General features: G+C 59.2%; 18 protein-coding genes. All 18 read right to left on the bottom strand.

Annotated elements, in window-relative coordinates; genetic code table 11:
- Window positions 1–4 precede the first annotated feature (4 nt).
- Window positions 5–1,222: a LysM peptidoglycan-binding domain-containing protein gene (locus J7413_RS16355; protein ID WP_209100134.1), complete on the bottom strand. Its 1,218-nt coding sequence runs from the start codon at window positions 1,220–1,222 to the stop codon at window positions 5–7.
- A 124-nt stretch (window positions 1,223–1,346) separates the two neighbouring features.
- Window positions 1,347–2,000 carry a protein-L-isoaspartate(D-aspartate) O-methyltransferase gene (locus J7413_RS16350; protein WP_209100132.1) on the bottom strand — a complete coding sequence of 218 codons (654 nt, stop codon included), beginning with the start codon at window positions 1,998–2,000 and terminating at the stop codon, window positions 1,347–1,349.
- Complete coding sequence (gene surE / locus J7413_RS16345; protein WP_209100130.1) at window positions 2,000–2,782, bottom strand: 5'/3'-nucleotidase SurE; 783 nt, start codon at window positions 2,780–2,782, stop codon at window positions 2,000–2,002. The genes J7413_RS16350 and surE overlap by 1 nt, the downstream gene beginning before the upstream one ends.
- 166 nt (window positions 2,783–2,948) lie before the next feature.
- On the bottom strand, window positions 2,949–3,623 hold the full coding sequence (locus J7413_RS16340; protein ID WP_209100128.1) for an SDR family oxidoreductase: 675 nt from the start codon (window positions 3,621–3,623) through the stop codon (window positions 2,949–2,951).
- A gap of 83 nt (window positions 3,624–3,706) precedes the next feature.
- Complete coding sequence (locus tag J7413_RS16335) at window positions 3,707–3,964, bottom strand: hypothetical protein (protein ID WP_209100126.1); 258 nt, start codon at window positions 3,962–3,964, stop codon at window positions 3,707–3,709.
- Window positions 3,965–4,102: 138 nt separating this feature from the next.
- Window positions 4,103–4,669 carry a DUF2199 domain-containing protein gene (locus tag J7413_RS16330; protein WP_209100124.1) on the bottom strand — a complete coding sequence of 189 codons (567 nt, stop codon included), beginning with the start codon at window positions 4,667–4,669 and terminating at the stop codon, window positions 4,103–4,105.
- Between the two features lie 5 nt (window positions 4,670–4,674).
- Window positions 4,675–6,204 (bottom strand): amidophosphoribosyltransferase, encoded by a 1,530-nt coding sequence (purF, locus tag J7413_RS16325; RefSeq protein WP_209100122.1) that lies wholly within the window; start codon window positions 6,202–6,204, stop codon window positions 4,675–4,677.
- Window positions 6,205–6,571: 367 nt separating this feature from the next.
- The gene (locus tag J7413_RS16320) at window positions 6,572–7,834 is read right to left on the bottom strand and encodes a TAXI family TRAP transporter solute-binding subunit (protein WP_209100120.1); all 1,263 of its coding nucleotides are present in this window, start codon (window positions 7,832–7,834) and stop codon (window positions 6,572–6,574) included.
- A gap of 165 nt (window positions 7,835–7,999) precedes the next feature.
- Window positions 8,000–8,554 (bottom strand): CvpA family protein, encoded by a 555-nt coding sequence (locus J7413_RS16315; RefSeq protein WP_209100119.1) that lies wholly within the window; start codon window positions 8,552–8,554, stop codon window positions 8,000–8,002.
- Between the two features lie 82 nt (window positions 8,555–8,636).
- Entirely contained in the window at window positions 8,637–10,004 is a 1,368-nt protein-coding gene (gene radA / locus J7413_RS16310; protein WP_209100117.1) for a DNA repair protein RadA, read from the bottom strand.
- Between the two features lie 14 nt (window positions 10,005–10,018).
- A complete protein-coding gene (locus J7413_RS16305; RefSeq protein ID WP_209100115.1) occupies window positions 10,019–10,456 on the bottom strand; it encodes a paraquat-inducible protein A in 438 nt (145 codons plus the stop codon).
- A 391-nt stretch (window positions 10,457–10,847) separates the two neighbouring features.
- Window positions 10,848–12,155 carry an HlyD family efflux transporter periplasmic adaptor subunit gene (locus tag J7413_RS20760; RefSeq protein WP_209100112.1) on the bottom strand — a complete coding sequence of 436 codons (1,308 nt, stop codon included), beginning with the start codon at window positions 12,153–12,155 and terminating at the stop codon, window positions 10,848–10,850.
- Window positions 12,156–12,163: 8 nt separating this feature from the next.
- Window positions 12,164–14,239: an ATP-binding cassette domain-containing protein gene (locus tag J7413_RS16295; RefSeq protein ID WP_209100110.1), complete on the bottom strand. Its 2,076-nt coding sequence runs from the start codon at window positions 14,237–14,239 to the stop codon at window positions 12,164–12,166.
- Window positions 14,240–14,246: 7 nt separating this feature from the next.
- Complete coding sequence (locus tag J7413_RS16290) at window positions 14,247–16,661, bottom strand: calcium-binding protein (RefSeq protein WP_209100108.1); 2,415 nt, start codon at window positions 16,659–16,661, stop codon at window positions 14,247–14,249.
- Window positions 16,662–16,771: 110 nt separating this feature from the next.
- The gene (locus tag J7413_RS16285; RefSeq protein WP_209100106.1) at window positions 16,772–17,518 is read right to left on the bottom strand and encodes an ATP-binding cassette domain-containing protein; all 747 of its coding nucleotides are present in this window, start codon (window positions 17,516–17,518) and stop codon (window positions 16,772–16,774) included.
- A complete protein-coding gene (locus tag J7413_RS16280) occupies window positions 17,515–18,240 on the bottom strand; it encodes an ABC transporter permease (RefSeq protein ID WP_247743587.1) in 726 nt (241 codons plus the stop codon). The genes J7413_RS16285 and J7413_RS16280 overlap by 4 nt, the downstream gene beginning before the upstream one ends.
- 56 nt (window positions 18,241–18,296) lie before the next feature.
- Window positions 18,297–19,334 carry an alanine racemase gene (gene alr / locus J7413_RS16275; protein ID WP_209100102.1) on the bottom strand — a complete coding sequence of 346 codons (1,038 nt, stop codon included), beginning with the start codon at window positions 19,332–19,334 and terminating at the stop codon, window positions 18,297–18,299.
- A gap of 238 nt (window positions 19,335–19,572) precedes the next feature.
- Window positions 19,573–21,060, bottom strand: coding sequence for a replicative DNA helicase (locus J7413_RS16270; RefSeq protein ID WP_209100100.1), 1,488 nt, complete (start codon window positions 21,058–21,060; stop codon window positions 19,573–19,575).
- Between the last annotated feature and the right edge of the window lie 146 nt (window positions 21,061–21,206).

The raw sequence follows: 21,206 nt of genomic DNA, 5'->3' as shown, positions 1-21,206 counted from the left end.
AAGCTCACTTCAGGTAGGGCGCAGGGTTCACGCTCTCAAAACCATCCCGCACTTCAAAGTGCACAAAGGCGTTTTCAGCGGGCAGTTGCGCCATGGTTTGCCCCCGTTTCACGGCAGCCCCCTTAGCCACTTTTACCTCGGCCACATTGTAGTAGACCGTCATCAGATTGTTGGGGTGGCGCACCACCAGAATGGTCACATCATCTGCATCTGTCGTGATCGCGGCCACTGTGCCATCTGCCGCGGCGAGCACCGGCGCGCCCGCATCCCCTGCAATGTCGATGCCGTTGTTTTTGCCTTTGGCATATGGGCGAATGATTTTGCCCGCGACCGGATAACCCATCGCAGCCTTAGAGGCGCTTTGCTGTGCGCCAAGATCCGGGCTTTCGGGTTTCGGGGCTGGGGCCGCTTTGGGGGCGGTGGCATCATCGGGCAATGGTTTGGACGCACTTGGTGGTGTTGGCGTCGGGGAGCCTTCCCCCGGTTTCGTGGTGGCCGTTGTCGCCACCGGTGCTGGTGCCGGTGCAGGCGCGTTTGTATCCGCTGGTGGGATCAGCAGGATCTGGTTCTCGCGAATGGTGAAATCACTGCCCAGTCCGTTCCACTCTGCCAGCGAGCGCACCGACACATTGTAAAGCCGCGCAATGGTAAAGGCCGTCTCGCCGCGTTTGACCTTATGGCGCACCGGTTCAAGCCCGGTTTGGGCATTCTCTGTCGGCGTCGCAATTGGTGCCGCGGCAGGTGAGAGCGTGCTGGTCTGTACTTCGGTGGTATTGGCATTGGCAATTGCACCGCCCGCAAGCGCCGCAATGTCCACGCCACCCGGCGGCACAATCACACCGGTGCCCCCTGTCGCTGCAGAGGGCTCCGCCACGCGATAAGGCAGCACAATCACCTCATCTTTGCGCAGTTTCACATCCGGGGCGATGCCATTGGTGCGGCTCAGTTCTTCCACCGGGATACCAACCCGGCCAGACACATCTTGTAGCGTGTCGCCGCCTTGGGCCACCGCCACCTGATAGTTTGGATAAGAGATCACACCCCGATTGTCAGGCAAGGGCCGTTTGGAGGTCGCCGTCAGCGCCGCATCCGAGGTGTCGAGCCCACCGCCTGCCGCATCTCCGCGCAGATCATAGTCAAAACCACCCTCACAGGCCGCCAGCACACTCAGCGCCAGTCCTGCACCAAAAAAGCGAATGCGCTTGGGCTGGGAAAAAACCATCTCGATATCCTCACATGCGGTCCCTTAAGTAGGGGTCTGATGCCATGACCGCTTTGGTTCCGTTTACTGCTTGTGCCCAAATGGGCGACGCTGCCCCCTTTGCCAAGAGGAAAGCCCTGAAAAGTCAATCGTTTTCCCGGGCAACGCCTTCCAGCAAAGGCACAAAACGCACCGCCCTGAGCTCGTCATAGTCAAACCCGCTCTCTGTGCGCCGCACCCGGATCAAACTTTGAACCGCATCCGACTGCCCAACGGGCACCACCATGATACCGCCGATCTTCAGCTGCGCCAAGAGGGGGCCGGGGGGATCCTCGGCTGCGGCGGTGACGATGATGCGATCAAACGGCGCCTGATCAGGCAGGCCAAAGCTGCCATCGCCAATCAAAGAGGTGATATTGACGATGCCCAACGTGTCAAAAACACCCCGGGCCTCTTGCACCAGACGCTTGTGACGGTCCACTGTATAGACCCGCCGCGCCAGCTGCGACAGAATGGCCGCCTGATAGCCAGAGCCGGTGCCAACTTCGAGCACTTTGTCTCGCGGCGTGACCTCCAGCGCCTGCGTCATCAATCCCACCACCGAGGGTTGAGAAATGGTCTGCCCACAGGCAATCGGCAAAGGTGTGTCCTCATAGGCGCGCTCCGCAAACAGCCCACGCACAAACAGCCCCCGGTCCACGGCTTCCATGGCGCCAAGAACCGCAGCCTCCGTCACCCCGCGCGAACGCAGGGCAAACAGAAATTGCATTTTGCGTTCTGCGAGCGCGTCCGGGTCCATTATTCGATGTCTTTCAAAGCGCTCAGCGCATCATGTGCGGTCAGATCCGCACGCATGGGTGTCACGCTGATATAGCCGTCCAGATTGACCGCCGCATCGGTGTCTGGGGCGGTTTTGACCTGCTGATTGCCACCCTTTGCCCACAGGAACCGACGCCCAGATGGCGAGGTATGCGGCGCAACAGAGAAGCTTGTGCCAGCACGCAACCCTTGGGCAACAACCCGCACGCCCTTCACGTCATCGGCCAAAACCGGCGGAAAGTTGATGTTGTAAAACAGCCCATAGTCAGATCCATTGGGCACCTCGGTGGCCAGAATCTTGCGCAGGACCTGCGCACCATGGCGTCCAGCGGCCTCAAACGGATCCTCTGCATTGGCATTGTGTGGGCCATAAAACTGCGATAGCGCAAAGGATGGGATTCCCTGCAAAGCGCCCTCAATGGCAGCCCCTAATGTGCCGGAATAAAGCGCGTTTTCCGCAGAGTTGTTGCCCCGGTTCACGCCCGACAGGATCAGGTCAGGACGCGAGTCCTTCATCACGTCATGCACACCAGCCAGCACACAATCTGCCGGGCTGCCTTCGGCGGCAAACCGGCGCGTGCCCATCTGCGCGATCATCGTGGGGTGGGTGTAGCTGATGCAATGGCCCACGCCGGATTGCTCAAACGCCGGGGCGACACACCAGACTTCGCCGTCCGCGCCTGCAAGGTCGGCGGCAATCTGTTCCAGAACCGCCAAACCGGGCGCGTTGATGCCGTCGTCATTTGTGATGAGAATGCGCATGGTGCCTGCCCCCAAGTTTTGCTGTCGCCACAAGGCCTAAGCCCCACTGATTTTCTTCTGTCTAGTGGAGCGATCACAGCGGGGCAAGCGCGACAATGTAGGACGCGGTGCAAGCCCGTCACATTGGGGAAACCCCGTCACAGTCTGGCGGCGCTTCGCGGGACCTTTAGAGACCTAGCTCTGCGATCAAGCGCGCCGCCTCTTCGCGCGGGTGCACAAGCGTGTCACGATCCTCCCCGGGGAAGAACCGTGCGCGCGTACCCGTGGGCATGCCTTTGGGCGACAGGATCGACACTTTTGGGCCGATGGCGGCGGTTTCCGCCTGCCAACTTTTGGCGAGCGCGATCTGCGCACCTTTCGTGGCCCCATAAGAGCCAAAGAATTTCTGTCCCGCACGGGGATCGTCAAAGAAAACCGCGTGCCCACTATGGCCCAGCAGCGGGCTCAAAAAGGGGATCAGCCGGCCGACAGCATCCAGATTGATCGCAACAGATTTCTGCCAGTCTTTGGCATCAATGTGATCCGCAGGCGTCAGTGGCGCGCCGTGGGCGGCGGTATGCACCCAAAGATCCACCTTGCCCCAACGGTCATGGATCGAACGGCAAAGCTGTGCCATTGCGTCCTGATTGGTGATGTCCATTGGTGCCAGCGTGGCCTGTCCGCCCTTGGCGCGGATGCGGTCATCCAGCTCTTCCAATGCGCCAGTGGTGCGCCCAACAGCGACAACATGATAGCCCGGTGCCAGCGCTTCAGCAAAAGCGGCACCAAGACCGCGGGAGGCCCCCGTGATCAAAGCGATTTTTTCGTCCTGGGGTGCGGGAGAGGCATGTGTATCTGTCATGCCTCTGGAATGCGGCCATTGCGCTATGAGGTCAAGAGGCAAGCAGGCGCATCAATGTCGCAGCGTGCGCGCGATCCTGCGTCTTACCGCGGCATCGACAGGCGTGTTGCGCCCTGACCGCTGTGAAGCACGATGCTTTGGCCATCAATGGCGATCACCTTGCCAGAGGGCGTGCGGTCCCCAAGTTGCACGCGCAAGGTCCGTCCGCTGCCTGTCATCAGCAGCGCGCGGGGGGCTGATTTTGATCCCATGACGCCGATCAGCGTGAGGCGAGATCGCTTTTTCAGCACACCCGTTTCTGTGGCCAGTCCGGCCACCTTCGAAGACGTTCTGGAGGTCATGGGCTATCCCGATAATGTGAGTGGTGGCGGCCTTATAGAGATCGCTCCATTGACTGCCAGAGCTGGATATCGGGATCGTGGTTAATGAGGGCTTAATGTCGCCGATGGGCGCGATTTTGTCATAAAAATAAGCGGATTTCAGCCGGTCAGGTCAGCGCGGATATCATTGCCGGTTGCAGCGTAGAGATCCAGCAACGCCTCAAAGGAGATCCCCTCTGCCTGCGCCTGTTTCAGCGGTCCGTCATTCGCCTCAAATGTCGGCCGCTCATCTGCGTCACCGGGAATCAGCTGCCCTTCAAAAGGGGTGTCGCTTTCAAATCCGGGGATGTCATTCATCAACCAGGCTGCGCATCCGGCAAAGCCCGGCGTTTCGCCGGTGGCATCTTCCAGATACCGGTAGAAGTCGGCGTCATCCACATGCGCCCAGATGGCAAATTGCACGGCCTCATCGCTGCCTTTGATCGGCAGCGCCAGCATGGCGCGCACAAAGCGCATCCCGTCACAGCGGCACAGGTCGGCGGAGAGCTTGTCCGCGCCGACCTCCAGCACATCTTGCCCGCACTCAGCCAGATCGCCATGCGGCCATGGATCCGGGTGGTCATAGCCAATGTCGATCAGCCCGCCAAAGCTGCGACCGCTCTTGGGGCTGATCCACGCCGGGTCATGGAGACGCCGCCATCGGCTATCAAGCGCAAGCAGGTTCACCGGGCTCAGCTTTGCGTGGTTGCCAAAGTGGCGCCATTCCAGCTTGCGCCAGGGGCCGGGGCCTCCGCGATTTTTTTGCTCACACGGCTGCTGTTTTCCAGATCGGCCAAGTACTCTGGCGTCACGCCACCCGTGATGTAATTGCCGTCAAAGCAAGAACAGTCAAACTGATCGATCTCGGGATTGCCTTCCTTGGCGGCCCAGATCAGATCATCCAGCTTCTGATAAAACAGCGCATCCGCTCCCAGCTCGTCCCGGATCTGCTCCACGCTCATGTCATGGGCAATCAGCTCATGTTTGGTGGGCATGTCGATGCCATACACATTCGGATAGGCCACAGGCGGGGAGGCGGAGGCGATATAGACCTTTTTCGCGCCTGCTTCGCGGCACATCTGCACAATCTTCTTGATGGTGTTGCCGCGCACAATGGAGTCGTCAATCAACAGAATGTTGCGCCCGTCCATCTCACGCGGGATCGCATTCAGCTTGCGCCGCACGGATTTCTGACGCTCTTCCTGTCCCGGCATGATGAAGGTCCGACCCACATAGCGGTTTTTCACCAGCGCTTCACGATACCGCACGCCGGTGATGTTGCTGACCTCCAGTGCCACGGGGCGGGCACTGTCTGGCACAGGAATAACCGCGTCAATCTCAAGACCGCTGTCTGCAATCTGTTTGGCCAGTGTTTTGCCCATGCGGATCTGCGCCTGATAGACGGACACACCGTCCAGCACGCTGTCAGGCCGCGCCAGATAAACATACTCAAAGATACAGGGCGTCAGCTGGCCTTCCACCGCCTGGAACTCATGCAGGTTGCCCTCCAGGTCCACCAGCAGTGCCTCGCCGGGCTTCACATCGCGCAGCTTTTCAAACCCATTGATGCCAAAGGCCACGTCTTCACTGGCAAAAGCGTAGTCATCGCCTTCGCCGTCAGCCGCACGCTTGGCCACCGACAATGGGCGAATGCCATGTGGGTCACGGAAGGCGAGCATGCCAACACCCGCGATCAGGCAGATCACCGAATAGGCCCCCTGCACGCGCTCCATGGTCATTTTGACACCGGCAAAGATATTGCGGATCGCATCCGCGCTGCCGTTCACCTTGATCGCATCAGCCACTTTGTCGGCCAGCACGTTCAGCAGAATTTCACTGTCGCTGGTGGTGCGCAGGTGGCGGCTGTATTTGCCTGTCACCTTCTCGCGCTGCGCATCTGTGTTGGTGATATTGCCATTGTGCACCAGATAAATGCCATAAGGGGCATTCACAAAAAACGGCTGCGCCTCCGCTGCGCTCAGGCTGCCAGCGGTCGGATAGCGCACATGGCCCATGCCCACACGGCCGGTCAGCGTTTCCGCATCGCTGGCCTGAAACACGTCTTTCACCAGCCCGTTGGCCTTGCGCTCTCGGAAAAATCCGCCGGTGTAGGTCACCACACCTGAGGCGTCCTGCCCCCGATGCTGCAACATCAGCAGACCGTCATAAATCTCCGCAAAAACGTCGTCATTGCGATTTGCGATCCCCAGAATTCCGCACACGTGCAGTGCTCCTATTTTCGGACTAGGCTTGGCTAGATTGGGTGGTCAGGCACCTTTGTTGCGCAGAGGCTCTGTGCTTGGCAAAGGTCGGTGGGTGTGCACGGTCGGCGCAATGCGCATAGGTTGGGATGCAAATCCACGTCCCGCGAGGCGCGGTTGCGTGTCGGGTATGTGTCAGCCCAATGACCACAGAGGTGGCTCCGAATCCCTGTTTCGTGCTGGCCCTGTCTTAAGCGCTCTGGGGGGGCATGTCACGAAAGGATCACATTCCAAGTGCCAGAATCCGCAGCCCCTAGGGTAAAGTTGATCAAGCGGTTAAAAATGCTGCGCAATTCCCACTTTTCCAGCGCCGTGCGCGAACGCGGGCTTATTTGGCTTTCGATGTCAGTTCAGCAATGCGGCTTCGCACCAGATCAATGTGCAGTCGCGCGTGGTAGGCTGTTTGTCGATAGGCTGGCGGCAGCCGCAACTGGGAGATTTTCTGATCCAGCGCGTCCAGAGCATTTGAGAGCTTCCTGAGCTGCTTGGCGCTCGACGTTTCGCTCACCTTCGCTTCGATCTCTCGGATCTGGCCATAGTGTTTCCACACCTGCCAGCCACGAAAATACGCATAAACCGCAGGCACGATCCGCAGCAAAGGCAACAGCACCAATAGAATGGGCAAAATCAACAGCAAAAGCCGGTTCACCTGAGCCGCCATCCAATAGGGCAACAGATTGTGCCAAGTGGACGGCCCGTTCTGGATCAGCTGCCGCGCGACATTGTTTTCTGGCATGCCAATGCCTTCGGCGGAGGGAAAGGTGCCTCGATCAGAAAGAATATCGCGCCCCGCATGCAGTTCTTTGGCGGCCATGGTCAGGCGGTTCACCAGCGCCGGGTGAAGCGCCGGATCGATCGCCATTTGCGCCTTCAGCGCCAGAAGCTGTTGGGTTTCCATTGGCTGCACCGGATCCAGAGAGATCGCCCCAATCGGGATGTCCACGATATCTGCGTAGTCCATATGCCGCGCAATCGCTTTGACGTAAGACAGCGGCAAAAGGCTGATGTCGTCAGTGCTGAACGCCTGCGCAAGATAGGGCGCCTCAATGCTGCTCACCAGAAAAGCCATGTCGATCCCGCCTGCCTGCAACGCAAAAATCGACTGCGCCGCGCCCAGATCCAATTCCTTGTTGGCCTCTTCTGGCAGGCCGACTGCGGCGCGAAAATCCGAAAATGCCGCTGCGGTGCCAGAGCCTATCTTGCCCCGCGAAATCTGAAGCCCTTGCCAGAGCGCGGGGTTTAACGGCAGTTGATGACCTTCTCGTACAAGGAAGATCATAGGCTCATAAAAGATACCACCAATGGCCTCCGCTTTGCCTGGGGGCACAGAAATCCCGGCCTGCAGAAACGCGGCATCCACAGCCTCAAGCGCCAAAAGTTCTGCATTATCAACGGATCCATTGGTATAGAGGATCTCCAGCGTGATCCCGTCGCGCGCCAAAATATCCCGGTAGCGCTCCGCCATAAGCGCATAGGCGCCGCCACGCGCACCTGCCGCCAGTGTGAGTGTTTTGGGCGGCAGCAACAGCAGTGCTACAAGAGTCGCGCATACCGCGAGTGTGACAGTGGTGATGGCGATCCAAAGGCGCATAAACGGCTCGAAAATAGCTTGTTTCTCCGAACGTTAGCCGCCGTTGGTTTCGCAAACAAGAGCCAGTAGAGAGCGGCGTTTAAAAATCTGAATTGGGTAAAAATTTCGCCCAGAAAAAAGCCCGCAACCATGTGGTGCGGGCTCTGAAAACTTCTAAAGTGCGGCTTAGCCTTCGCAGACGCCGACCAGCTGTTCATATTGCGCTGTGATCCAGCCCAATGCGTCCTGCGGGTCGCGGTCGTCAATCTGGCGTGTGATGCGGCTGAACACTTCGGCAGACCGGCTGTCATCCACCATCGCAATCGACTGGCTGGTGATCACGGTTTCATAGACAAAGAAGGCAATCGCCACCAACAAAATGCCGCGCAGCACACCAAAGATGAAGCCCATCCCTTGGTCGAGCCCGCCAAGTGCAGAGCGCTGAATGATCGAGGAAAACAGCGGGGTGAACAACGATACAACAACCAACGAGAGTGCAAACACAGCTGCAAAGGCAGCGATGATCGACAATTCACAGCTGTCGGCGAGGTATTCGCCCAGCACGGGCACCTCTTTGACCAGCGGCTGTAAAGACCCGGCAAACATGAAGGCCAGCACAGCAGCGGCAACCCAGCCCGCAATGGCCATGGTTTCCCGCACAACGCCGCGGCTGTAGGCCAGCAGCGCCGAGATAACAATGATGCCTGCCACAACGGCATCGATGATGGTGAAACCTTCCATGTATTCCTGTCCCTTTTGGATGACGCAATCTGTGGGCCAACCTGCCTTGCGGCGTATTTATGTGCGCGTGCCTCAGATGCCCTCAGCCCGCTCCGAAAACTTCGCCAACAAAACTCGCCAAATCCCCGATCCGGTTCAGCTTGATGCCGTCCACCGGATTGGATTTGCCGCCCTTCGGAGCGATTGCAGATGAGAAACCAAGTTTTTGGGCTTCTTTCAACCTATTTTCCGTCTGACTGACCGCGCGCAGCGCGCCAGAGAGGCTGATTTCGCCAAAAACCACCGTGTCAGCGGGTAAGGCGCTGTCTTCACGCGCAGAAACCAGAGCGCAGGCCACGGCCAGATCGGCGGCAGGTTCGGCGATTTTCATGCCGCCTGCCACGTTCAGGTACACATCGAGCCCTGCAAAGGGGATGCCGCAGCGCGCTTCAAGCACGGCAAGAATCATCGCAAGCCGCCCGCTGTCCCAGCCCACAACCGTGCGGCGCGACTGGCTGTGCGGCGACGGGGCCACCAGCGCCTGCAGTTCTGTCAACACAGGGCGCGTGCCCTCGATGCCGGCAAACACCACGCTGCCGGGCGTGGGCTGGCCGCGATCTGACAGAAACAGCGCGCTAGGATTGCCCACTTCCACTAGGCCGCGTCCGGTCATCTCAAACACGCCAATTTCGTCAGCCGGGCCAAAGCGGTTTTTCACCGCCCGCAGAATGCGGAACTGGTGGCCGCGTTCGCCCTCAAAATAAAGCACGGTATCGACCATATGTTCGACCACGCGAGGTCCTGCGATCTGGCCTTCTTTGGTGACATGACCCACCAGAATGATTGCCATGCCTTTGCGTTTGGCAAAGGCCGTCAACTCATGGGCTGCGGCGCGTACCTGACTGACAGAGCCGGGCGCACTGCCCACGGTGTCGCTCCACATGGTTTGAATGGAGTCAATGATGGCAAGCTGCGGCCGCTCTGCCTCCAGCGTGGTCAGAATATCGCGCAGATTGGTTTCGGCAGCCAATAACACCGGGCTTTCGGTCAGCCCCAGTCTTTGGGCGCGCATGCGCACCTGTGCGCTGGCTTCTTCACCGCTCACATAGATGGTTTTCACACCTTGGCGCGCAAACCGCGCGGCGGCCTGCAACAACAGCGTGGATTTGCCGATCCCCGGATCGCCCCCAACCAACAAGGCGCTTGCGGGCACCAGCCCGCCACCCAGCACCCGGTCGAGTTCTTTCACGCCGCTTATGGTGCGCGGCGGAGGGGTTTCTTTGGTGGCCAGATCAGACAGTTCCATCCGCCGCCCTTTGGCATTGCCAAGCGCGCTGCCAGCGGGGCCTGCCCCAAAAGGCGCTTCCTCAACGATGGTGTTCCATTCGCCGCAGGCCTCACAGCGCCCCGACCATTTGGTCGAGACCGCGCCACAGGCCGAACATGTAAATTGGGTTTTGCTTTTTGCCATGGGGACGTTTTGGATCACGACCGCTTGCGGGTCAAATAGCTAATCGCCAGTGACACCAAAATGCATCCGGTAAACAGATAAAGCCCCCAGCCGGTATAGACGGTGACATGTCCCGCGCCTTTGGCGATCACAATGTATAGGGCGATCAAAAACACATCGCCCATCGCCAGCTTGCCCAAGAATTCAAGCACCGGCAGCACCTTGCGCCTCAGCAGCCCAAACTGGATCAGCGCGACACCGATGACTTTCACATAAGGCGCAAAAATCGCCAGAAAAGTCACCAGCAGCGCGAGCGCCACGTCGCTGTCCCAGAGCGATTGTAAACCAGACACAATGGAAATCTCACTCAGTCCAAAAATCGGCAACAGGCCAGCGCGCATCAATGGCGCAAACCATGCGATTGGGAACAATAGCAACAAAGAGAGGTTCGCAAGGCGTAAAAACAGCTTCATGCGCCAAGAGCTATCTGCATTGCTCTGCGCAAACAAGCACGCAACCGAGGGGAAAATGGAGGTGGTTTTGTCAGTCTCTGACGTTTCAGCGCCCGGTGACGACGCGCCGCGTCCTGAGGATCAAAGGGTAGGTGCCGCGCCGGGAGCCTGTTTCTGTCTGCCGAGCTATTCGGGTGCGGCCTGCCTATGTTCGGGGCGCTCAAGCGGGCTCGCGCACAACCGGCTTTGCTTGCCCCGTGATCGCTCCCGCCAAACCAACTGGCGCGCCGAGGATCGGCTTGGGCATTTTCCCTAAGCGCCAGATCAGCTTGATCTACATCGCAGATTTGCCAAGGGTATCTTGAGTGGACTGGCTGCCTTGGTTGGTGTCACGCGCATTGGGTCGCCGGTTTCAGTCCTGCATTGCTTTTTCCAAAAAGCCCCAAAACGGCCCCACCAAATAGGCGCCGAAGGTGGTCTGACGACCGGCAAAAACCACGCTTACAGGCATATCCGTGGTCAGCGTTGCATCATCGCCCAGCTGTGCCAGCAGTGCGGCATGGTCCTCTGCATCGATCTCTGCCACGCCGTCATAGCCCACCACCGCCCCGTCACTATTGCGCCGGGCTTCTGGTGACAGAGAGGTGATCGTCGCGCTGACCCGAGGGTGGCTGCGTTGCGGCAGTGCTGCGACCGTAAGCTGGCCGGGCATGCCCACGTGCAATTGATCGATCACCTGCGGGTTTGCGATAAAAGAGACTTGATGCCGCTCGGTAGGGCGAGACAACGTCAAAACCGTATCCCCACGTGCCACAACCATTGCGGCGGTGTCATAGAAAAGGGAGGCCACAATACCTGCTTCCGGCGCGCGAATGTCTGCTTGGTCGATGCGTGCTGACAGGCCGAGCACCTGGCGCTGCAGCCGCGGTATCGCTTCTTCCAGTTGCGCAAGGCGATCCAGCAGTTTCTGGCGATGTTCGACCTGTTCGCGTGTGGCCTGCATCTCTGCCTGCAGCGCTTGATTGCGCAGGGACGCCCGTTCCGCCCGGTCCCGTTCCAAGGCGGAGTCCAGTTCCAGAATATCTTCGCTCAGGGCGTCGATGTCGGCCGCCCGAAAGGCACCTTGCGCGCGCAGCCCCTCATAGCGTGCTTTGCGGGCCATCATAGACCGCTGTTGGGCTTCGCGCTGCGAAATGCTGCGGGCCAGAAAGGCTGCGCGCTCCTCAAGTGCTTGTTTTTGTGCGGAGCTCATGCGCGCGCGCAGCCGCATCGCTTTTTCCATATTTTGCATGCGTCTGATGGCCATTTGTGCGGGATCGCGCAGCGCATCTATGCCCTGCATGTCAAACAGCTGCCCCGCAACGGCTGCGCGTATGGCGGCCCGTTCCTCCATCATTTGGGTCAGCGCGCGCTGCAAGGCGGCGCGTTCGGCCTGTTCCTGTGTCACATCCAAAGTGATCAGCAGGGCGCCTTCGGTAACGGTGGCATGTTCACGAATGTGAATCTCCGCGATCTTTCCGCCGTAGGGATGCTGCACATCAAAACTGGGGCGACTGGCATTGAGATGGCCCTGGGTTGGGATGGATGTCGAAAGCGGGGCAAGTGCGGCCCAAAGAACAAACAGGGTCACACCCGCAACAATACAGGCAAACCCAATGTGCAGCGGGCGCAGCACATGAGGCGGCAGCCTGCGGTCTTGCGCCAATGGATGAGAGATCACAGCGGGGCTCAATGTCGTGCCACCCCTTGCAATGCGATCGTACGTGTTGAAATCGCCGCCCGATAGACCGACTGTCCTTCCTGATTTTGTATGTCCAAGCGGTCACTCATTTGCGATAGCACAGCGAGGGCGGCTTCGTCGCTTGGCAGCTCAGCGATGTTTGCGTCAGGGCGGCGCAACAGGTCCGCCACCTTGCGCATTTTGGTGTCGGCAGCAGTATGGCCTGCTTCCGTGACAGTGAGTTCGCAGCTTTGCTCTGAGAGGAAGCGAAACAGGAACACCGCCGTGCGTGCCGCGTCAGAGGCCCCGCTTGCATGCGCCAGCGCGAAGAGCTCTGTGGCCACCAATTCCGCGCGTTTTGACAGTGCCGCATCAGAGGCACGTGTGAATTGCGCGCTCACCCAATCGGTCAGATCCTGCAAACTGGTTGCGCGCAGTGGCAGCTCGATGCGCCGTCGGCCGCTGCTCATGCGGCCAAGCACCTCACCACGGGTCCCAAAATCGGCCATGCGACCATTTTCGAGAGACAGGATCTGATCTGCCAGCCCCATCAGGCCGGAGCGATGCAGCACCATAACCACCGTGGTCCCCTCACTTTTCAGCCGCGCCAGCGCGGCGCAGAGTTGTCGCTCTCCGGCCGCATCCAAAAGCGCGTTGGGCTCATCAAGAAAAAGATAACGCGGGCGGTGATAGATCGCACGCGCCAAGGCCACACGTTGTTTTTGCCCGGCGGACAGCAGATGCGGCATGGCGCCGATATCGGTGTCATAAGAGTGAGGCAGGGCGGATATGAGCCCATGAACCCCTGCGGTTTTTGCCGCGGCTATGACATCCGCGTCGCAGAGATCCAGATCGAAAGACGCAATGTTCTGTGCGAGCGTGCCGTGAAACAGCTGTGCCTGTTGTGGCAAAAATCCAATCTGTTTGGCGTGGCTGGCAACGGAGAGCGTTTTGACCTCTGTTTCGTCAAACCAGACTGCCCCAATGGGGCAGGGGTGCGCACCGCTCAGCGCATCCAGCAATGTGGTTTTGCCACTGCCGGAAGGGCCGATGATCGCAAGGCACTGGCCGGCGGACAATTGGAAGCTGATCCTGTCCAGTCTGGGTGGGGCGCCTGCACCACGGGGCGCGATCAGGCCCTCACAGCGCAGCGCGCCAGAAAGGGTGTCGATGGTCGTGCCGTCACGCGATGGGGCATTTGGTATGTCACGCAGATCTTGATAGGCCGCCAGTGCCGCGCGCATGTCAGGCAGCGCCGCGAGAGCGGTTTCAAAGCTGTTTACTGTTTTCATGAGGATCAGACTGGCCGCGATCATGCCGCCAGCGCTCAGGGATCCGTTCACCACCAAGCCTGCCCCTAGGCTGAGGCCGAGCAGCTGCGCCATGTTGCGTAGCAAACTCTGCGCTGCTGTGCTGGCGGCGGACATAGGGGTCATTTGATCTTCGACTGTCGCGCGTTTGGCCATCGCCTGTGTCAGCTTGGACATAAGGTTGCGGCTCAGCGTATCCAGTCCGCGCAACGCATGCGTGGTTTGCGCATCACGCTGCGCATGGCTTTCCGCTTCAACGGTCTGGTTCAGTTCTGACTGCTGTGGCGCCAGCACTCCAGAGGTGATGATCCGCAGGGCTGCGGTCACCGCAAACAAGGCACAGGCAAGCGCGACAAACAAAGGATGTATGAGCCAAAGCACTGCCACAAACAGCGGCAGCCATGGCATCGTCAATGCCGCAACTGCGGTGGCGCCGAGCAAGCTGTTTTTCAGCGTCGCAAGCGATGCGATCAATGTCTGACGCCGCTCTGGTGTGGCTGACAGGATCTCAGGGAGGCAGAGGGTTTCGCTCCAACGTGCGCTATATTGCAATGTGACATCTCGCAACCCATCCACAATGGCTTGCAAAAGAAAGGCCCCCACCGCAACCACCAGCAGTAGGACAAGTGTATGCAGATTTTCAGTAGGGATGACGCGGTCCAGAACCTGCATCATGAAGATCGGGCTGATCAACACGGCGAGATTGGACAGCGCGCTCAACCCGATGAGCGGGGGTAGCAACCGTTTTAGTTGCGTGAGTGGCGAGGTTTGCATGATCGGATCAGAGCAAGAAGTTTGTTTCGTCCAGATCGTCCGGATCCACAGATTTCAGGATGAGCCTGTCATTGCTGGCCCCACCTGTCAGTGCCGACAGATCAATCACGGTGGCCCAGCCCTGATCCTGGATATGGGCCTGCAGGTCGGCAAACTCGATGCCATAGCTGGAGAGATCGATCACATCATGGTCCACTTCAAAGTCGTGTATCATGTCCCGGCCGCCGCCTGCCGATCCAACAAAGGTGTCCGCATCACCGTCTTTCCACCAATTGCCGCCCCAGAGGTGATCATTGCCTGCGCCGCCGGCAATTGTGTCTGCACCTGTCCCGCCGACCAGTTTGTCGTCGCCATCGCCGCCCGTCAGACTGTCAGCGCCATGTTCGCCATGCAGGTAGTCACGCCCTGCGCCGCCTTCGGCGGTGTCGGCACCGTCCCCCATGGTGAGACTGTCGTTGCCTGCGCCGCCGGTGGCAAGATCATCTCCATCGCCGCCCATGATACGGTCGTTGCCGGCCTCACCATGCAGGGCGTCATTGTCGCTGCCGCCGTGCAGCTTGTCATCGCCTCCGCCTCCAAACATCGTGTCGTTGCCATCGCCTCCGCGCAGGTCGTCATTGCCGCCCTGGTCGCTGAGGATCGCCGGTTCGCGTATCAGGACAGTGCTTTCGGTATCGACGGGGGCGAAGGGGTCGGGCGCGCGGGGATCTACGGCGCCATCATTGCTGCCCGTGCTTTGCGCTTCTGCCATGAACTCGGAATAGGCAGTGCCTGCGTTCCAATCGACCTCGACACGATAGATGCCGCCGTTGGCCCCGGTGCTGCCGTCCAGATCATGGTCGCCGTTGTTCAGCCCGAAATACAGATTGCCTTCGCCATCCATGAAGACCGCACCATAGGCGCCTTTGGGCATGCCCGCGCTCATGCTGTCGTCATAAAGAGTGGCGGTGATCGGGACAGAGCTGATCTGAGGGCTGCCGCCATTGGGCACATCTGACATGTCAATGCGGTGCACCGCGCCTGCAGACCCATTGCGTCCGGGGGATTCCACCGCGTAAAAAGCGCCGTCCTCAGCATTGTAAGCCACGTCGTATGTGCGCCCACGGAACAGGCCATCCGGAAGATCGTAGTTGATCACCTGTGGGTTGCCATGCGCATCCAGTGTGTCTACGTCGATTTTTGTGACACGGTTCAGGCTGGATTGAAACGTCCAGAGGTTGCCCTCGCTGTCAAAATCGCCCACGTAATCGGCCACAGGGGTTTCCCCCACGCGATAGGCATAACCTTCGGCATCCACCATCACCAGATCGCGCACCGACACCGGGTTTCCCAATGCGTCCACGCCATTGGCCTTGGCGATGCCGTAGATCAGATCATCTTCGGTGTTGAAGCCGATTGCATTGATGCGCAGCCCCGTAGGATCGCCCGCCACCTCATATTGTTCGGTCTCCGGGTCAAACACGTTGAGCTGCCCGTCAATCATCTGAAACAGTTTTGACTGTCCGGGCGCAAAGGCATGAACCTCCACGTTTTCGCCATTCACAGCAACCTCTTTGCTGTAAAAACTGATCGGCCCGTCCATGTTGATGCTGGGCGTGACATCCGGCGGGGCGAGTTCGCGCAGCGTGAGCCCACCCGCGTCGCCCGTCCCGGTGACCTCAAAGCTATGGGTTTCAAACACGCCGGATGTGGCCTCCACAGTGCCGACCACCTCGCCATTCCACAGCACCTCGACCTTGCCACAGGCCGCACCGCCAGCCAGATTGGCGGCCATTTCAAAGCTGATGGTGTAGGTCTCACCAGCTTCGGTCGCGACCTCTTGGGAGAGCGCGGTTTCGCCTGCGACATCGCTGAGTGCCCAGCCGCCTTGCGCGGCCATCTGGCTGAGTGTTGCGGCCCCGCCGCCTGCGCCATTTAAAAGATTGTTGTTTTCCAAATCGCCAAAAACAAGGTCATGCCCGCCGCCGGCGTTGATTGTATCAGCGCCCATGCCCCCCGCAGCCACATCATGGCCGTCTTCCAGATTGAGCAGATCATCCCCCGCGCCGCCGTCCACCGTGTCATCCCCGGTGCCCGCGTTCACCGTGTCATCCCCCGCGCCGGAGGAGAGCACGTCCTCCCCTCCGTTGCCCAGGACCACATCGTCGCCCGCGCCGGTTGAAATCACGTCATTGTAGCTGCGATCAGCGGCGTCCCCATTAGAGACGATGGCGTCAGGGTTATAGACCCAGCGCCCATCGACAAATATCCATTCATTGCCGACCATATCCCCCGCGGCGAGGTCATTGCCCGCGCCTGATGTGAGGGTGTCATCTCCTGCGTGACCGTTGAGCTTGTCCACGCCCGCGCCGGTGGTGAGGGAGTCGTCGCCAGTCGTGCCAATAACCTGATTGACCGACGCCTGCGGCTCGTTTTCTGGCATACCAAAATACCTTTTACCAATACACACAGAACATTCTGCGAACGAAAGGTTGATAAAAGGTAAAGAGCTTGCGTGTGCTGAGCTGATGCGGCTCCCGTTAGGCGCGCAGCTCACCGCACCGCCTCAATCGGCCCATCCGCGCTGCCTGCGATAAACTGTGTCAGATAAGGGTCGCCACTGGCGTCCATATCGGCTACCGGGCCGGTCCATTGGATCACGCCACCGTGCAGCATCGCGACATTGTCGGCAATGGCGCGCACAGAGCTCATGTCGTGGGTGATGGTCATGGCCGTGGCGCCCATCTCAACTACAATTTCGCGGATCAAGTCATTGATAACGCCCGACATAATCGGGTCGAGTCCGGTGGTTGGCTCATCAAAGAAGATGATGTCGGGTTGCGCGGCAATCGCCCGCGCCAGCCCCACACGTTTCTGCATTCCGCCGGACAGTTCAGAGGGATAAAGATCGGCCACATCCGGGGTCAGCCCCACACGGCGCAGCTTTTCAATGGCAATCTCACGCGCCTCCGCTTTGGGGCGCTTCAGGCTGCCACGCAGCAGGCGAAACGCCACATTCTGCCAGACCGTCATACTGTCAAACAGCGCGCCGCCCTGAAACAGCATGCCAAACTGCGCCAGAAACGCATCGCGATCCCCTTGGGTGGCGTTTTTGCCATCTACCGAGATTTGCCCACTGTCCGGTGTCACCAGCCCAAGCACGGATTTCAGCATCACCGATTTCCCGGTGCCAGAGCCTCCGATAATCACCATGGAACTGCCCTTGGCGATCTCAAGGTTCACCCCGCGCAGCACCTGTTTGGGGCCAAAGCTCTTATGCACATTGTCAAAGCGGATCATGTCGAGAAAAACAGTCCTGTCAGTACGAAGTTCGCAGCAAGGATCAGCACGGCCGCCGCCTGTACTGAGCTTTTGGTGGCTTGGCCCACGCCTTGTGCGCCGCGCCCCGAGTTCATGCCATAGTAACAGCCCATCACCGCCGCAATTACGCCAAAGGCACAGCCCTTCACGAGGCTCGAAACAATGTCGTTCAGATGCAGGAAGTCCACGGTGTTGCGCACGTAATTGGCCGGGTTGAAGCCAAGGTTTTCTGTCGCCACCAGAAAGCCGCCGTAGATTCCGATGATGTCGCCAATTCCCACCAGCACAGGCACCACAATGGCGGCGGCCAGCACGCGCGGTGCGGTCAGATACTTCATCGGATGCGTTGAAAGGGTTACCAGCGCGTCGATCTGTTCCGTCACCTTCATGGTGGCGATTTCAGCGGCAATGGAGCTTGTCACACGTGCCGCCACCATCAGCCCCACCAGCACCGGTCCCAATTCGCGCACCATGCCGATGGCAACAATCTGTGGTACCACGCTTTCCACGGAAAACCGCGAAGAGCCATCATAAATCTGCAAGGCCAATGCACCGCCTGTGAACACGGCAGTCAGGCCAACCACGGGCAGGCTCAGCCAGCCGATGTTAAAAAGCGCGCTCAGAAACTCGCGGCCGTAAAACGGCGGGCGAAAAATGTGGCTCAACGCGCCCCACAGAAACAGCGCCAGATCGCCGATCATCGTGAGGATGGCCAACGTGTTGCGCCCAATGGCGTTGAACGGTTTCAACAAAACGTTCATGAGGATTTGTACCGCCGCTGATAGCGTTGGCCCATAGACGTCAGGATTTCATAGCCAATGGTGCCCGCCGCCTCTGCCAGCGTGTCCACCGACTGATGTTGCCCCAAGAGTTCGACCTCGCTTGGCTCTGTGGTCACATCGGTCACGTCAATGCCGATCATATCCATAGAGATGCGGCCAATCAGAGGGCAATGCGCCTCATCTGCAAATACATCAACTTTCTCGCCCATCGCGCGAATGATGCCGTCTGCATAGCCTGCTGCGATGGTGGCGACGCGGCTGTCACGTTTTGCGATCCAGGTGTTAGAATAGCCAACACTTTCGCCCGCCGCCACATCACGCACCTGAATAACCGGGATGCGCAGGCTGACCACCGGAGCGGCGTCCACAAACGGCATGCCACCATAAAGCCCAACACCGGGGCGGGTCAGATCAAAGTGATAATCCTCACCCAGCAGGATCCCGCCAGTCGCTGCCAGCGAGCGTGGCACCTCAATGCCGTCGGTCATCTCCTTGAAGGCCGCCAGCTGGCGTGGGTTCATCGGATGCTCCGGATCATCGGCACAGGCCAGATGGGACATCAAAAGCGTCGGCCCACGTTGCAGCACCAGCTCCCGCACCGCGTCCCATTCAGGCGCTTCCAGTCCCAGCCGGTTCATGCCGGTGTCCAGCTGCACGCCAAAGGGATGCGCCGGCAGCGCTTCCACGTGACGCACGATCTGATCCACCGAGTTCAGCATCGGGGTCAATCCCATGTCGCTGATCATATCGGTGTCGCCGCGCATGTGCCCGCTAAACACATTGATCTCCGGATCTGGTCCAACAGCTTGTCTTAAGGCCGCGCCTTCCTCGGCGGCGGCGACAAAGAAACGGGACACGCCCGCGCGCATCAATGCGCGCGCCACACGATCCGCACCCAAACCATATCCATCTGCCTTTACAACGGCAGCGGTCTCCGCGCCGGAGCGCGCATCCAGCGCCCGCCAATTGTGCAGCAGGGCGTCCAGATCAATTGTCAAAGTTGCAGTAGCCATGACCGCGTTTGTTGACGCCTCACCGCACAAGGTCAAGGGCTAAGACGCGGCGAATTTTCGCATGCAGGGCTCAGTTTCGCTGTTGCGCAACGTCCGCTGTATCAACGATCTCGATTTGGCGGCTTTCTGAAAATTGCACCTACGCAATACCGTAGGGATACCGACGCAATACCGACGTCCCGTTTTGGCTCTGGGACGCCGTTTACCTTTTGATTCGTTCGCACAAAAAAAGCGGAGGTCAGTACTCCTCCGCCCCTCCCTGCTGCCAGGGCTGCACAAGGTTGCCAAAACGTGTGAACCGCCCCTCAAAGCTCAGTTCCACGGTGCCAATCGGGCCGTGACGCTGCTTGCCGAGGATCACCTCTGCTTTGGCGTGCAAACGCTCCATACGCTCCTGCCAGGCCGCCATCTCATCCAGACGGTCATCCGAAGGCTTTTCACGCTCCACATAGTATTCCTCACGGAACACGAACATCACCACATCGGCGTCCTGCTCAATCGAGCCAGATTCCCGCAAGTCACTGAGTTGTGGGCGTTTATCGTCGCGGCTCTCCACAGTACGGGAGAGCTGAGACAGCGCAATCACAGGGATATTAAGTTCCTTGGCGATGGCCTTCATCCCCATGGAAATCTCCGCGATTTCCTGCACCCGGTTGTCTGCCGTACCGCGACAAAGCTGCAGATAGTCGATGATCAGAAGGTCTAGCCCATGGGTCCGCTTCAAGCGCCGCGCCCGCGCCGCCAGCTGTGCAATCGGCAGGGCAGGGGTGTCATCAATGAACAGCGGGCAGGCTTCAAGATCCTTTGCGGCCTGCACAAACCGGCGGAATTCCTCCTCGGTCATGTCCCCTTTACGGATCTGTTCTGAGGGGATCTCAGCCGCCTCAGACAGGATACGTGCAGCCAGCTGTTCTGCTGACATTTCAAGGCTGTAGAAGCCAACAACCCCGCCTTCGACAGCTCCTTCAGAGCCATCCGGCTTGATGCCTTTCTTATAGGCTTTGGCCACGTTAAATGCGATGTTGGTGGCCAGCGAGGTTTTCCCCATCGAAGGACGCCCCGCAAGGATCAGAAGGTCAGACGGGTGCAGGCCCCCGAGCTTCTTGTCCAGATCGATCAGACCAGTGGAAATCCCGGCCAGACCACCCTCACGCTGATAGGCGGCGTTGGCCGTGTTTACGGCCTCCGTCACAGCCTTCAGAAAGCTCACAAATCCACGCTCAGAGGAGCCCTGTTCAGAGAGCTTATACAGCGCCTGTTCGGCCTGAACGATCTGCTCTTTCGGCTCAAGCTTGATGTCCGCTTTCTTGGCCTTGGTGGCAATGTCATTGCCGAGCCCAATCAGCTCACGCCGCATCGCCAGATCATAGATGATTTGCGCGTAATCCCCTGCCGCAAAAGCAGAAATCGCCGCCCCAGCAAGGCGCACCAGATACGCCGGACCGCCCAATTCTTTTAGGCCTTCGTCGTCTTCCAGAAAGGCTTTCAGCGTCACAGGGGAGGCCAGATTGTTCTTCGCAATCCGCGCAGCCGCCACCTCGAAAATACGGGCATGCACCGGCTCATAGAAATGCTCGGAATTGATAATCGAAGCAACGCGGTCAAATATGTCGTTATTGGTCAGGATCGCACCCAGAAGCTGTTGCTCAGCCTCAATGGAGTGCGGCATTGGGTCGTCTTCTGGGGCCGCTTCTGCGCCCGGATTGATGCTCGATATTTCGTTCATGATTTCGCCCAATTGCCCCCTGACGTCGGTTCTAACAACCGCGCCAAAACCGGGCAAATTGTATGTTTCTGTGGATCACCTGTGGATAACTGCAATACCCCTGATCTTGTCAAAAGATAGGGCCCTACGTCAACATATAGGGGCAA

Origin of the sequence: Shimia sp. R10_1 (assembly GCF_017744095.1) — a bacterium.
In the GTDB taxonomy this organism is placed as follows: Bacteria; Pseudomonadota; Alphaproteobacteria; order Rhodobacterales; family Rhodobacteraceae; genus Shimia.
The sequence above is the reverse complement of the archived record's forward strand: the minus strand, read 5'-3'. Positions and strand labels throughout refer to the sequence as shown.

Excerpts from the sequence above, each read along its gene's own strand:
- radA (WP_209100117.1), bottom strand. The coding sequence starts at position 10,004 with ATGGCAAAAAGCAAAACCCAATTTACATGTTCGGCCTGTGGCGCGGTC.
- J7413_RS16270 (WP_209100100.1), bottom strand. The coding sequence starts at position 21,060 with ATGAACGAAATATCGAGCATCAATCCGGGCGCAGAAGCGGCCCCAGAA.
- J7413_RS16320 (WP_209100120.1), bottom strand. The coding sequence starts at position 7,834 with ATGCGCCTTTGGATCGCCATCACCACTGTCACACTCGCGGTATGCGCG.
- J7413_RS16285 (WP_209100106.1), bottom strand. The coding sequence starts at position 17,518 with ATGATCCGCTTTGACAATGTGCATAAGAGCTTTGGCCCCAAACAGGTG.
- J7413_RS16305 (WP_209100115.1), bottom strand. The coding sequence starts at position 10,456 with ATGAAGCTGTTTTTACGCCTTGCGAACCTCTCTTTGTTGCTATTGTTC.
- J7413_RS16315 (WP_209100119.1), bottom strand. The coding sequence starts at position 8,554 with ATGGAAGGTTTCACCATCATCGATGCCGTTGTGGCAGGCATCATTGTT.
- J7413_RS16355 (WP_209100134.1), bottom strand. The coding sequence starts at position 1,222 with ATGGTTTTTTCCCAGCCCAAGCGCATTCGCTTTTTTGGTGCAGGACTG.
- J7413_RS16350 (WP_209100132.1), bottom strand. The coding sequence starts at position 2,000 with ATGGACCCGGACGCGCTCGCAGAACGCAAAATGCAATTTCTGTTTGCC.
- J7413_RS16335 (WP_209100126.1), bottom strand. The coding sequence starts at position 3,964 with ATGACCTCCAGAACGTCTTCGAAGGTGGCCGGACTGGCCACAGAAACG.
- J7413_RS16280 (WP_247743587.1), bottom strand. The coding sequence starts at position 18,240 with ATGATCGGCGATCTGGCGCTGTTTCTGTGGGGCGCGTTGAGCCACATT.
- alr (WP_209100102.1), bottom strand. The coding sequence starts at position 19,334 with ATGGCTACTGCAACTTTGACAATTGATCTGGACGCCCTGCTGCACAAT.
- J7413_RS16340 (WP_209100128.1), bottom strand. The coding sequence starts at position 3,623 with ATGACAGATACACATGCCTCTCCCGCACCCCAGGACGAAAAAATCGCT.
- surE (WP_209100130.1), bottom strand. The coding sequence starts at position 2,782 with ATGCGCATTCTCATCACAAATGACGACGGCATCAACGCGCCCGGTTTG.
- J7413_RS16295 (WP_209100110.1), bottom strand. The coding sequence starts at position 14,239 with ATGCAAACCTCGCCACTCACGCAACTAAAACGGTTGCTACCCCCGCTC.
- J7413_RS16290 (WP_209100108.1), bottom strand. The coding sequence starts at position 16,661 with ATGCCAGAAAACGAGCCGCAGGCGTCGGTCAATCAGGTTATTGGCACG.